Raw genomic sequence first — 13461 nt, forward strand, 5'->3', positions numbered from 1 at the left:
TAAAGATATAATTTTTCGTTTTGGGGCATTATAAAATTTCAACTTGATAGCGATAGAGCGCTGCCAACAAAAAGCGTTTTTCGCACGCTAAACGATCTTTTATATAAAAAAGCCGATTTCCTGTAATGGATAATCGGCCATGTTACTATTCATTTAATTGAAGAAGCTTTAAAAATATAATTACCTTAATTATTAGCCTTCACCAATCGGGCGTTTATGGGCTGTGGGATCTCCCACTTAACTTCTTTGCTCCAGCTGAATTTGGAGGTGGGAATTTTACTGCCCGTTAATGCGGGATAAAACAATTCGTTTCTCAGTTTCTGAATCGAAATAATGAACTTTGTCCATGTTTAAACCGAGCTCTATATTTGATTGACTTTGCACATCTAAAGAATTGTCTACACGAGCTACAAAAGATTGTCCATTTAAGTTGGAATATAGATATGTTTCTGCCCCCATTAATTCTGCTACATCAATAGATACCGATACTTTTGCGTTGTACGGTAAAGCTTCGATTTCTTCTCCATAATAAAAGTCTTCTGGACGTATTCCTATTATTATTTCTTTATTCGTATAGCCCTTATTTCGCAAGCCTTTCATTTCCTCTTCTGGCACTTCAATTTTCCACTTATCAATCATAAGCGTATTATCTGTTAATACCCCTTTGAAAAAATTCATTCCAGGGGAGCCAATGAATCCTCCGACAAATACATTCTCAGGATTGTCATACACTTCTTTCGGTGTACCGACTTGTTGTACAATCCCATCTTTTAGCACAACAAGTCGAGTTGCCATCGTCATGGCTTCTATTTGATCATGTGTAACATACACAGTTGTTGTTTGCAGCTGCTTGTGTAATTTTGTAATCTCAGCACGCATTTGAACACGTAGCTTCGCATCTAAGTTTGATAAAGGCTCGTCCATTAAAAATACCTTTGCATTTCGAACAATCGCTCGGCCCAAGGCAACACGCTGGCGCTGCCCACCTGAAAGTGCTTTTGGCTTTCGACTTAAATACTGCTCAAGCCCAAGAATTTTTGCTGCATGTTGCACACGCTGGTCAATTTCTTCTTTACTATATTTTCGTAGTTTTAATCCAAATGCCATGTTTTCATAAACACTCATATGCGGATAAAGTGCATAGTTTTGAAACACCATTGCGATATCTCTATCTTTCGGCGAAATATCATTTACACGTTTTCCGTCAATATAAAAGTCGCCATCTGAAATCTCTTCAAGTCCTGCAATCATACGTAATGTTGTAGATTTCCCACACCCTGAAGGGCCAACCAAAACGATAAATTCTCCATCATTTACTTCTAGGTTAAAATCTTTTACGATTGTCACATCATGATCATATTTTTTGTAAATGTTTTTGAATGATAGTTGAGCCATAATATCCTCCTAGAATTTGAACTATATTTATAGATATTGTTAAAAATTATGATGACATGAATTATAAAATCTTCGAAATATCCTTCATACTGTCTAAAATATAATCTGCTTTTCCTTCTAAATCTTCTTTCCTACTCGCACCCGATAAGACGCCCACTACTTTAATGTTACTATTTCTCGCAAATGTAACGTCTGTTAATGTATCACCTACCATAAGCACATCTTCTTCAGTTAATGAAAATTTTTCTTTAAACATATGATAAAAATCACTTTCAGGTTTTGTTCTATTCACACCATCATCTGCACCTAAAAAATCTACGTAATCATATAACTCAGTCATTTTCAGAGAATGAATCGCTGCATCCACATCGTCTGCCGTAACAACCCCAATAATATATTCATTGTCTTTTAAATATCGTAACGTTTCCTTTGCACCTTCCACTTCTGTAAATACAAGATCATCTGCTGTAGAGTACTTTTTGAATAGAAGACACACATTATGAATAAAATTCTCTTTATCCACATGTTGATTTTCTAACAATGAATACCACGCAGCCGCAATAAAGTAATTTGTGCGACATGCTAGTAAACTCGTACTCTCAAAATCGTTATCATTCATACCAATAATCGATAAGTAATCATCTCGTTTACTTTTTTCATTTGAATACGTTTGAAATATATCATCTAACACACGATGCACAATTTTGTACCAAACTGAATCTAACTGTATTAATGTACCATCTTTATCAAAAATAATTGCTTTATTCACCTTTTATTCCCCCTATAACTTCATTCCATGTTTTCATATTTTTATTCTCAACTTTATTATGAATAGGATTAATAAACGCTACTAATTCGTCCTCTTCCCATCCCTCAACCCTAGCGTATTCCCCTTCATTTAAAGAGAATGCAAAGGTTACATCGCTGCCAGATTTTTGTTCAATTATTTGCCCATTTATTACTAGTCTCCACTCACACGGTTTGTCAGTAGAAATGTTGTAAATAATATTTCCTTTAGCCTCATCACCGACATAAATTGTTTCACCTTCGTTTTGAATATCTATCGCTAATTTTCTAAATCGAGAGAAATAAATTCGTCCCTTTTTGATCGCAAATTTTAAGTTTTTAATAGATAAACCATTACATAATACATATGTTCCTGGATCACCATAAATGGATGGGTCTTTTGATCCTGGGAATGTTTTAGACGGATGCAAATGAGAATCACTTCCTCCTATTCCCCAGATTTTAAGACCGTTTGACCACATTTGATCGAAACAACGTAAAGCTTCTAAAGTGGATGATTTACTTTTTTTATAAGTTGGATCACACATAATTTCCATCGTATGAACATTTTCTAAGTTAATATTCACTTGGTTCGCCCAAGGCTTCATAAACGGATGATTCACACTCAATAAATAACCTTTTTCTTTCAAGAAAGAAAATAGTTCATTCATTGTTTCTGCGCTAAACGATTCATCTACATACTTTGTAAAATCAACGTATTCCTTTATCCCGAATATGTTGTAATGACCGTAAGGAGTTGTAAGTTCCATAGATGGTATAATTAATGTGTTTCCTTTTTGATACGATGGCATTACAATATTGTGTTCCGTCGCATATAAAAAATCTAATTCTTGTTTTTCACATACTTGCATTCCAAGTTCATCATCTATCTCGCCGTCTGTTAAATCTGTATGTTCATGAAAATCCCCTTTGTACCAGCGATGTTCTTCATTTACTACCTTATTAAAACGGTCTTCATTGATAAAAATATTTCCCTTACAAAAATGATCTCTATTATACTTTTGTTCCAACTGATCATTCACTACTATATTTACTGTGTAGTCAACTTTTTCTCCGGTAAACTTTACTGCTTTCTTTGCACAATGAGGGATATATATGACTTCTAATTCCCAATTACCTGACTGTATTTCTCCTCCAATACAACCAGCAGAACAAAATATTGAATCTTTTGAAACGACTAGTTTTTCATTTACAATTGGCGTTTGATATTGTATACGTACATAATCGTTAGGGTCTCGCAAGATTAATAAAAGCGGGATTTTCCGGCTGTCCCCTTGATCAATAGTTAATGTGAAATTTTTAATATCAGTTTCATCCATTTGGAAACAATGTTTATTTTTTACGAATGGAGAAAGTGTTATCATACTTGTTATTTCGATCATCATTCTCACACCTTTTACGTTTTAATGAAGGAATTTTAGAGGCACTTCCTTCGTTCAAAAGCACCTCATGTTGGTAATATTACTTCTTCTTTTTCAGAACTTTATCTAACTCTTCTTGCGCAACTTTAGCTGCTTCATCTAATGCTTTTTTCGCTGGTACTCCTTCAATCTCTACTTTATCTTTCGCTACATTTAAGGCGTCATTAATTTTACCGCCCGTTGGATCTACAAATGGTCCCACTCCATAATTGTTAGCTTGTTCTAATGGAACTAATGCTTGTGGTTGTTTTTTAACGAATTCAGCATATGGACCATACTCTGTTACATTGTTACGAACAGGAATATATCCTGTAGCCATGGACCATTCAGCTGTTTTCTCCGTACTTGTCGCAAACTTCATAAAGTCATACGCGCCTTTTGCTACTTCTGGATCAATGTTTCTCGTTAATGCGAATAAATATGTTTCTAGTTTTGGCGCTGGTTTATTATTACCCCAAGCAGGCTGAGGTAATGCTTCAAATGTGTTAAGGCGTTCTTCTTCCGTCATTCCTTTTCCTAATGATTTAAAAACAAATCCTTGATCACCAGATGATCCTGTAAATCCTAATGTTCTACCTTCAACTAAATCAATTACAGTTTTATCCCAATATTCCCATCCAGTACCACCTGAATGTATTTTCATAATTTTATCTTCATGTAGCCATGTACGGAATTTCTCCCATACCGAAACCCAAGTGTCATCGTTAATTAATACTTTTTTACCATCTTCGCTTAATACGTTTCCACCGGCACTGCGAACCGCATCAATTAAATTGGAAGTTCCCCACATTGGCATCCAGCCCGCATATGTCACATTTCCATTTTCACCACGTTTTGCGACTGTTTTTGCTACCTTTTCTACACCTTCCCACGTCTTTAAATCATCTTTTGTAAAGCCATTCTCCGCTAATGCTTTTTTATTGTAATAAAGAATTTGCGTTGTACCGTAGAATGGAATTCCATACAACTTCTCGTCAATTGTTGCTTGCTCCATAAACCCTTTTCCGTAATTTTCTTTTTTGAAATTAGTATCATTTTTAACATATTCATCTATAGGTACGATTAACTGCTTTTTAGCATATTCTTGAATGACATCAGAGCCTAGTAATGCAATTGCTTCTTGGTTATTCGCTGCAAATCCACTTTGTAACTTTTGATATGACTCATCGTAGCTACCCGCTTTTGTCGTTTTCACTACATATTTGTCCTGACTTTTATTGTATTCTTCCACAATCTTATCTACACGATCCGCAAGAGAGCCCCCTACTCCATTAATGAATGGAACAACAACCTTCTCCCCTTCTTTACTCGCTTTAACCGTACTCCCTTTTCTACCTGAACAACCCGCAAGTGCACTAACAAACAATGTTATAACTGTTAGAAGCATGAATAGTTTTTTCATCCCATAAATCTCCTTTACTATTTACTTACCCCTTTATTCCTGAATCAGTAACACCAGATAAGAACCATTTTTGTAGAATCAAAAATACGATTAAGAGCGGCACTGTTGCGATTGTACTTGCAACCATAATGTGTGACCAATCTCGCCCTAAGGAACTATTAATGAAATAATCAGCAATCCCATTCGTAATTAACTTTTGCGTATTATCTTTCAATATAAGAGCTGGCCAGACGTAATTATTATAATTACCAATAAATGTGACCAATCCTAGTGTTACAAATGATGATCGTGTCATTGGAAAAATAATCTTCCAAAGAATACGCCAATCACTTGCTCCATCAATTTTGGCTGCTTCTACTATTTCAAAACCAACTTTGTGGAACGATTGTTTTAAATAGAAAATACCGAATACGCTAACAGCCATAGAAATCATGTATCCCAAATGTGAATCAAGTAGCCCGAATTTCCCTAACATTACATATACAGGAACATACGAAACAGCTCCAGGAATCATATAGGTTGCCATCACGACACTAAATGTAATATTTTTACCTTTAAACTTGTAAAATGCTAACATATAAGCAAACAGTACAGATGAAACAAGCACATATATAGTAATGATGAAAGATGTATAAAAACTATTAAATAAATATGTGTTAAATGGTAGTATGTCTAATACTTGTCGATAATTTTCCCAGTGAAATTCTTTAGGCCAAAAACCTCCTTGTAATACTTCACTAGATGTTTTAAACGAACCAAGTACCATCCATATGAACGGAAAAACAAATAGTATACTTGATAATGCTAAAAAGAGATGCTTTACGATTAATGGACCTTTTTTCATATTATTCACCTTAATAATTCACCCACTTATCACCTATTATTTTGTTAATAACAGATAGTAAAATTGTAATGATTAGTATGATAAATGCGATTGCTGTTGCAGATCCCATATCAAACTGCTCAAACCCTTGTTGGAAGAATAAATACAGTAACGTACGCGTCGAACCACTAGGCCCACCTTGTGTTAAAATCTTTATTTGATCGTAAGCCTGCACCGAAGAAATTGTATTGACGACAACTAAGAAGAAAGTTGTTGATGAAACCATCGGCAGTGTTACGTATCGGAATTTCTGCCATGAATTTGCCCCATCAATACTAGCTGCTTCATATAAACTATCTGGAACTTTTTCTAATGCACCGATATAGAAGATCATTGTCCAACCAACTAATTTCCAAACTGTCATAATAATGACTGCTAACATCGCTGTTTGACTACTTTGAAGCCAGTCCAAACCTGGTATCCCGAAAAAGTTTAGCACTTTATTAATAACTCCAAATTGAGGTTCATATAAAAGTGACCACACAATGGATACAGCTATTGTTGGCGTTACCCAAGGTGAAAAAATCATTAATTGGTACAATGCGGAACCTTTAAATTTTTTTCGGAAGAATAATGCGAAACCTAAGCCCAATGCAATTGTTGGAATGACTGTTCCAATTCCGAAATAAAACGTATTGAGCAATGCTTGCATAAAAGAATCTTGTGTAAATAAATTAAAATAGTTTTCTAAACCAACAAAGTTAAAATCATTCGTCATAAAATCCCAATCAGTAAAACTAATACCTAAACTAATGAAATTCGGAATAATCCAAAACAAGATTAGAGGTATTCCAACTGGTATTAAAAAGAACACAGCTTTTGATAGTTTTATTTGCATTCTTGCCACCCCCTAATTCATATTGTACGAGTATATTATTAACACAATGTTGTTAATTTGTTAACTAATTGTAAAAACAACAAATAAACAAAATAAAACAACATATAAACAATAAAAGAAGACTATTTCTCAACTTACTAAGAAATAGTCTTCTTTTAGCTTTTCTATACTGTTATTACTTCAACCCCATTACTTGTTAGCACATTTTTCCACGATTCATCGAGCTTCGCATTCGTATATAACGCATCTATATCACTAAAACTTCCGCTTTTATAAAACTTTGTCAAATTAAACTTTGATTCATCAGCCATCATTACAACTTGTTTTGCATTATTCTTTAGCTGCTTAAATATTTGTGCATCTTCAATATACGAACATGTCAGTTCTTTTTCTAATGAAATACCATCACAAGAAGCAAATAATTTATTAACAGTGAAATGATCCAGATAGTTTAATGTCATTTCTCCAGACAATGCTAAGGAATTCGTATTCAATATTCCCCCTATGACTATTAACCTACAATCAAAGGAATCATACTGGTCTTTCAGCTCAATAATTTTATTTACAGCTGGTATCGAGTTTGTTAAAATTGTCAAATTCTTTTTATCGTATATGTAATCTAAAATTTGCATTGTGGTTGTCCCAATTTCAATTGCGATAATATCATTATCTTCTACGATTTTACTTGCTTCCATTGCAATTTTTCGTTTTTCTTCAATATTCTCAGATCGACGTTTATCAAAATGAAATTCTAGTGTTTGATCTTTCTTCTTAATTGCACCACCATGTATTTTCGTAAGCTGCCCTTCCTTGTGCAACATATCTAAATCTCTTCGTATCGTTTCTGTCGTAACATTTAATACCTTTGCTAAATCATTTACCATCACTCGGTTATATTTTTCTAATTCATCTAGTATGTGTTTTCTTCGTTCAAATTGTGTGTACGATTTCATTTCATTAACACCTCGTCAAATTACGCAAAATATTGATTTTCTAAAAACTCTTAATATACAAAAGGCTTAATCTTTACTTTTAACATAACATCATTTACAGAAATAAGGAACGATTATATTCGTTTTATTCCAAAATTTATTTAACAATAAAAACATGGTTATAGTGAATAAAAATTTATTGTTAAACGATAAAATTCATGTTAAATTTAAAAGATATTAAATAAATGAGGTGCTTTTTATGAAACAAGGGTCCACACTCTTTTTAAAAACCGTTGTGATTCTAATTGGAATCCCTGTTCTAGCTATGTGTATATTTTTGGTCCCTAAAATTGGGAATTTTGCAGCAGAATTGTATCCCGATATTGCATTTATAAAATATTTTGTCTTTATCAACTTATATGCAACGGCTATACCTTTTTACTACGCCCTGTATCAAGCTTTTAAACTTTTAAGCTATATTGATAAAAATAATGCTTTCTCGGAATTATCTGTTAGCGCTTTAAAACATATAAAATATTGCGCTATGACAATCAGCGTCTTGTACGTATTAGGCATGCCACTCTTTTATCTCATTGCGGAGAGAGATGACGCTCCAGGTTTTATAATTATCGGCATGATTATGATTTTTGCTTCCATGGTTATCGCAGTCTTTGCTGCCGTTCTCCAAAGACTTTTACAAGATGCAATAGATATAAAATCAGAAAATGATTTAACGGTCTGAGGTGAATCATATGGCAATTATTATTAATATCGATGTAATGTTAGCGAAAAGAAAAATGAGCGTAACAGAGCTTACTGAGAAGGTTGGAATTACAATGGCTAACCTTTCTATCTTGAAAAATGGAAAAGCAAAAGCAATCCGTTTTTCAACTTTAGAAGCGATTTGCAAAGCATTAGAATGCCAACCTGGGGATATTTTAGAATATAAACCTGAAGATACCGAATAAAAGAGTCCTTCTCGTATGAAGGACTTTTTTTATTGCTCATTACGGCGCGAAGCTAATTTGACCAGTCAACACTAAAATAATTGCGATAATCCAAAATATAAAGAACGATGAGGAAAGTATTAATGAGACAATTGCAATTGCCTTCTTTTCTGCTTTTTTCGTCATTGCAATTATTGAAAGTATGATACCTACACCTGTTAGAGCAATCGTTATATAATCTCCCACTATATTACCTGCATTCGCTATCCTTGTCGGTGTTATAAAAACGAACAGAAAACACAAAATGCCGATGAGTAAAGATATATAGCTTATTATACTGTACTTCTTTTTGGGAACTATTTCGGTGTTCATCCTATCATCCCCCTTCTATATAATTATGAGATTATTCTAGTACTGATAACCAAAATTTGGATGATATAAAAAAACAGATAAAGTGAACACTACCACTTTATCTGCCATTATATTTCTACTTAATAACTAATCCTGCTATTTTCGAATCATTTTATGACTAAGTCCGCTCTCTTCTCCGGTGTTTCACTTTCCAAATAATAATCCTCTGCTTTCCAATACCTATTTTGAAACTTTGAAAGGTTCTTCTGCGTTTCCTCACTCTCGCGAAGAAACCTTGTCTCTCTTGGACAGTCTAAATACACCATATAGTGAAAGAAATCTCTCCATTCTTTTCGCTGCAAAAAGACTCCTTCAATTACAATTACACCTACTATAGGGATCTGTACTTTTTTCATTTCACAAGTATCGGTATCATCGCGGTAGAAAGGTAACTTCAGATTTGTTTCACTTTGTAATTTTTGAAAGAATTTCTGCCGCAGCCATTTAATATCCCACTGTAAATGGTAATACTCATACCATTCTTCAAATCCTGTATGATAGCGTTTATTTCGCTCCACTATATGATCATCAATATGGAAAATATGAAACGGAATGCCTTCTTGTTTCATATTTTCCTTTAAATTTGTTACAAATGTTGTTTTTCCCGATCGACTTAAACCATCTATCCCTAAAATAAATCTGTTTTCTTTATGTTTCTTCATAACACTTATAAGTTCACTTGTACTCATTACTTCTGCCATTCTTCTTTTAATAATGAGTATAAAATTGTATCATGGGCAACACCATTTTGAATCATATGTTTTCGAAGTAACCCTTCTTCTTGAAACCCTGCTTTTAATAACAATTTTTGAGAAGCTTTATTTTCTACATATACGACAGCAGCGATTCTTATGAGCTGTAACGATTCAAACCCATAAGTTAAAATGGCCTGAAGTGCTTCAGATGCATATCCCTTTCCCCAATATGTATCATCTAATTCATAACCAATTTCGGCTCTTTTGTGGTGATTGTTAATTAAATGAAATCCACACGTTCCGATTAGTTGGCGAGTCCCCTTTTTCTCAATTCCCCAGCGAAACACACTTCCCTCTTCATAACGATTTTTGAACGTTTGAATCGTTGTTTTCGCTTGCTCAATATTTTCGAAAGAATCCATTCCGAAATAACGAATAACGGGTTCTTTTAAGAAATAGTGGAACATCGTTTCTGCATCTAATAGTGTAAGTTCTCTTAATAGTAAACGTTCTGTTTCTAGTTTCGGAAACCCCATCTCTTTTTCTCCCTCTATTCTACTGAACTGCAAATTTCAATATAATTTCCATCTGGATCAGCAATATATGCAATGGTTTGTCCCCATGGCTTTACAATTGGTTCAACTAAAATTTTAATACCTTGTTCTCTGAATTGCTCAATCGTATCTTGTACATTCTCAACAACAAATCCTAATTCGAAATGAGAAGACTGTAATTCACCTTCTGTAAGTAGTAATCCGGTTAACTCCTTTACATCATCCCTTGTATTCATCGCTAAAATTGTAGATCCAGTCTCAAACTCAATATATGTACCGTGCTCTGCTTTTATTGGTAACTGTAAAATATCTTTATAGAATTTTAAACATTCCTCAAACTTTTCTACATATAAAATGATGTATTTCATTTTCAAATCCATTTTAAATCCCCCTTTATCCCGCTATTTGTGGGCAGTAAGACTCCCACCTCAAAATTCAGCTGGAGCAAAGAAGTTAGGTGGGAGTCGGGCTGCCCGTAAACACCCGATTGGTGAAGGCTAATAATCAGTGGGGTATGAAGCCCCCCACTGATTAAAGTTTCACTTTATCTATCCTCCCTAAAAATTCGACAAATGTTTCAAATAACCTTGTTTCATAAGGACAAAAAAATGAGGCCGATTTCTCGGCCCCCAGCTTATTGGCATAAAACAGGAGATTTGGTTTGGACATAACCAGTTCTTACATTTATTATATTTTATTTTTTCTGAATTTTAAATGCATTAAACACCTATTTATATTGAGAAAGTTTTTTTACTTGCATAAAATCAAAGCGCTTAAGAAATGCTACAAATGGAGGTGTATACATATGGAACCAATGCTATGTCCAAGCTGTAAAACGAACCGTACTCGCTTTAATATTCTTGAGCAACAAGTAAAACCAGTAAAATTAAATCCACAAACTGGCCAAGTAGAAGAAGAATACACGAATGAAACGATGAACGCTTTTCATATGGCTTATCAAGGACCTACTTACCGCGTCCAATGTGCTGTATGCGGGCTTGTTGAAAACCCAGAACAATTTATTAAACCTGCGCAAAATCAGTCTTTCTCTTAAACATTTTCCCTACCCCCTATCAATTTTTTATAGGGGGATTTCCGTTTTACGTAAGTAAGGTGAACAATGGCTTTCTAATCAAAGCTTCCTACTTCATATATATGTTTACTATTCATGTACCGTCATATATGTTTCTGTTTCACACAAATAAAGTGGACCCAATACAATTAAAGAACAGCTAAGCCTTGCGACCCAAAGTAAGGCATATTGGATGAAGCAACAACCTGCAATCTTATTAGACTACCATCACTTTGAATATTAAATGCTGACACTGTCCCCTGATTTCCGTTAAGGGTGTAAAAATGTCGTCCATCTTTACTCACTCCAACATCCATCGGAAGACCTGATGCTGTCCCCGGCGGTGTACTAGTAATATGCCTTACTACCGACAGTACTCCATTGGGGGCAATTTGATAGGTGGATATGGTGCCACTTAAAGTGTTCGTAGTGTAGGCAAAACGTTCATCCTTCGTTGTTATAACCCAACAAGCAGTTTTATATCCGTTTTGTACAGAGCCGCTAATTACATGAAGAGTACCGTCATTGCTCAATGAATAAGATGACAACGCATTTGAAACTGCTTCTGTAACTAAGAGAATTCCGGACGATAGAAAGTAAGCACCCAGTGGGCCTTTGCCGTAAGAATCATTAACAATTGGTCCTGTAACCGTACCATTTTTATTTACATGGAAGACACTGAGATGGTTTGACGTAAGCTCGGAGACAACGATTTTACTACCATCTGGGGTGAAGAGAACTTGTGCGGGCTGAGCATTAAAGGTACTGAGAGCATGAGTGGATTCTGGAATAGGTGTAAGGTTTCCCCTATCATCTATGTGAAATCCAGTAATATTTGATGCAAAATTGTTTGCAGCATTACCTACATTAGAGACATAAAGAAGATTCCGATACACACCAATGCTATTGGGTTGAGCACCTCCTGATGGCTTTACATCCACGAAAATCGGTACCCCGTTATCTGCAATGATAAAACTACTAACACTATGACTGCCTGCGTTAACTGCAAATAGGAAACGACCGTCACGAGACAAAGTCAGAGAACCTTGTGATGCTAGAGGATCTATACCATCGTTTGCCGTTTCTGTAGAAACTTCCTTTATACCAGTACCTCTTCCGTAAGTTCGGTAAGAACCCATAAAAGTGAGCATTCCATTTGTTTCCATGTGGAAAGCAATAATGTGATTCATTACTTCATTATTAGTCATCATGTATACCATACTCGGACGCGCACGAAAATAATTGTTCATTCTCTGCATTTTCTGCCCCTCCTCCCTTCATAATTTTATATGGTTCTTTTTCCATTTACATTCGCAAGAAAATGGAAATTGGTTTAACAACAAATGCTACTCACCTTGTAATTTCTTTAAGTGAAAACCTTAATAACTTCCATGATGTTATTAACATCAGTTTAAAATTAAAATGGTACTTCTCTCATAGTTCTACACCTTAAATATATAGTTCTTATTATGTAAAAAATAGTGAACAAAATGAGTGTAAGAATAAATAAAAGAAGATGATCCCTAGTTCCCCACCAGAATCATCTTCTTTTAAAATACGCTCTTTATTATAATATTTCACTTTTTAATTTCTTAATTTTCCAAGAGAGCCTTATAAAGAGGTACATCCACATACAACTAACAACCCCCACCATAACTTTCGCCCAAATAGGCACTCTTGATTCTATCGGACTTAAAAATACGTTATACATTGATGGTAATATAGTTGCTAACATAATAACAAAGAATAGTGATAACTCCTTTAGTTTTTGTATCCTCGTTTCCTTATCTGAATATATATCAGGCAACTCATTTTCCTCTTCTACTTCTTTACAAAAATAATTCCATTTTGCAAAACTCGTTACATGTTTCCACCCACACAATTCATATATATCAAGATATTCTTTTTGCTTTTCTTTTGAATCTTTATAATCTAATCTAAAATCCGCTTTATATATTACATCTTTCGGTTCTGTTTTCTTAAACGTATACATTGTATTATATTTTTGTAATGCCCAACCTTGTTGATGCATTTTTCTTAAAAAGGCTTCCTCTTTTTCTAAACTCCATCCAGCGAAAAATTTAAATACCTTCTTTGTCTCCAT

16 protein-coding genes are annotated in these 13461 nt (G+C 34.4%); 3 read left to right on the forward strand and 13 right to left on the reverse strand.

Annotated elements, in window-relative coordinates:
- Positions 1 to 276 precede the first annotated feature (276 nt).
- The 7 genes from MR065_RS06000 to MR065_RS06030 form a co-directional block, all read right to left on the reverse strand.
- On the reverse strand, positions 277 to 1395 hold the full coding sequence (locus MR065_RS06000; protein ID WP_242212867.1) for an ABC transporter ATP-binding protein: 1119 nt from the start codon (positions 1393 to 1395) through the stop codon (positions 277 to 279).
- A gap of 61 nt (positions 1396 to 1456) precedes the next feature.
- On the reverse strand, positions 1457 to 2164 hold the full coding sequence (locus MR065_RS06005; RefSeq protein WP_242212868.1) for an HAD family hydrolase: 708 nt from the start codon (positions 2162 to 2164) through the stop codon (positions 1457 to 1459).
- Positions 2157 to 3584, reverse strand: coding sequence for a CehA/McbA family metallohydrolase (locus MR065_RS06010; protein WP_242212869.1), 1428 nt, complete (start codon positions 3582 to 3584; stop codon positions 2157 to 2159). Before MR065_RS06010 ends, MR065_RS06005 begins: the two co-directional genes overlap by 8 nt.
- A gap of 79 nt (positions 3585 to 3663) precedes the next feature.
- The gene (locus MR065_RS06015) at positions 3664 to 5025 is read right to left on the reverse strand and encodes an extracellular solute-binding protein (protein ID WP_242212870.1); all 1362 of its coding nucleotides are present in this window, start codon (positions 5023 to 5025) and stop codon (positions 3664 to 3666) included.
- A gap of 25 nt (positions 5026 to 5050) precedes the next feature.
- A complete protein-coding gene (locus MR065_RS06020; protein ID WP_242212871.1) occupies positions 5051 to 5869 on the reverse strand; it encodes a carbohydrate ABC transporter permease in 819 nt (272 codons plus the stop codon).
- A gap of 10 nt (positions 5870 to 5879) precedes the next feature.
- A complete protein-coding gene (locus MR065_RS06025) occupies positions 5880 to 6746 on the reverse strand; it encodes a carbohydrate ABC transporter permease (protein WP_002110516.1) in 867 nt (288 codons plus the stop codon).
- 164 nt (positions 6747 to 6910) lie between these two features.
- Positions 6911 to 7699, reverse strand: a complete 789-nt coding sequence (locus MR065_RS06030; protein ID WP_242212872.1) for a DeoR/GlpR family DNA-binding transcription regulator — start codon at positions 7697 to 7699, stop codon at positions 6911 to 6913.
- A gap of 238 nt (positions 7700 to 7937) precedes the next feature.
- Here MR065_RS06030 and MR065_RS06035 point away from each other — a divergent pair, with 238 nt between their 5' ends.
- Both MR065_RS06035 and MR065_RS06040 read left to right on the forward strand, forming a co-directional pair.
- Positions 7938 to 8420, forward strand: a complete 483-nt coding sequence (locus tag MR065_RS06035) for a DUF2975 domain-containing protein (RefSeq protein WP_242212873.1) — start codon at positions 7938 to 7940, stop codon at positions 8418 to 8420.
- A gap of 10 nt (positions 8421 to 8430) precedes the next feature.
- Positions 8431 to 8646 (forward strand): helix-turn-helix domain-containing protein, encoded by a 216-nt coding sequence (locus MR065_RS06040; RefSeq protein ID WP_097906286.1) that lies wholly within the window; start codon positions 8431 to 8433, stop codon positions 8644 to 8646.
- A gap of 39 nt (positions 8647 to 8685) precedes the next feature.
- Here the strand turns inward: MR065_RS06040 and MR065_RS06045 are convergent, their stop codons facing one another.
- The 4 genes from MR065_RS06045 to MR065_RS06060 all read right to left on the reverse strand — a co-directional run bounded on the left by MR065_RS06045 (position 8686) and on the right by MR065_RS06060 (position 10665).
- Positions 8686 to 8997: a hypothetical protein gene (locus MR065_RS06045; protein WP_242212874.1), complete on the reverse strand. Its 312-nt coding sequence runs from the start codon at positions 8995 to 8997 to the stop codon at positions 8686 to 8688.
- A 146-nt stretch (positions 8998 to 9143) separates the two neighbouring features.
- Positions 9144 to 9725: a kinase gene (locus tag MR065_RS06050; RefSeq protein WP_242213034.1), complete on the reverse strand. Its 582-nt coding sequence runs from the start codon at positions 9723 to 9725 to the stop codon at positions 9144 to 9146.
- Positions 9725 to 10267, reverse strand: a complete 543-nt coding sequence (locus MR065_RS06055) for a GNAT family N-acetyltransferase (RefSeq protein ID WP_097906284.1) — start codon at positions 10265 to 10267, stop codon at positions 9725 to 9727. The genes MR065_RS06050 and MR065_RS06055 overlap by 1 nt, the downstream gene beginning before the upstream one ends.
- 14 nt (positions 10268 to 10281) lie before the next feature.
- The gene (locus MR065_RS06060) at positions 10282 to 10665 is read right to left on the reverse strand and encodes a VOC family protein (RefSeq protein ID WP_242212875.1); all 384 of its coding nucleotides are present in this window, start codon (positions 10663 to 10665) and stop codon (positions 10282 to 10284) included.
- Between the two features lie 425 nt (positions 10666 to 11090).
- Between MR065_RS06060 and MR065_RS06065 the strand changes: the two genes are divergently transcribed.
- Positions 11091 to 11339, forward strand: coding sequence for a hypothetical protein (locus MR065_RS06065; RefSeq protein ID WP_000433610.1), 249 nt, complete (start codon positions 11091 to 11093; stop codon positions 11337 to 11339).
- Between the two features lie 167 nt (positions 11340 to 11506).
- Here the strand turns inward: MR065_RS06065 and MR065_RS06070 are convergent, their stop codons facing one another.
- Together MR065_RS06070 and MR065_RS06075 are read right to left on the reverse strand one after the other, a co-directional pair.
- On the reverse strand, positions 11507 to 12616 hold the full coding sequence (locus MR065_RS06070; RefSeq protein WP_242212876.1) for a lactonase family protein: 1110 nt from the start codon (positions 12614 to 12616) through the stop codon (positions 11507 to 11509).
- 308 nt (positions 12617 to 12924) lie between these two features.
- The gene (locus MR065_RS06075; RefSeq protein ID WP_242213035.1) at positions 12925 to 13461 is read right to left on the reverse strand and encodes a DUF2812 domain-containing protein; all 537 of its coding nucleotides are present in this window, start codon (positions 13459 to 13461) and stop codon (positions 12925 to 12927) included.

The organism is Bacillus cereus group sp. BfR-BA-01383 (genome assembly GCF_022663495.1).
GTDB lineage: Bacteria > Bacillota > Bacilli > Bacillales > Bacillaceae_G > Bacillus_A > Bacillus_A cereus_AU.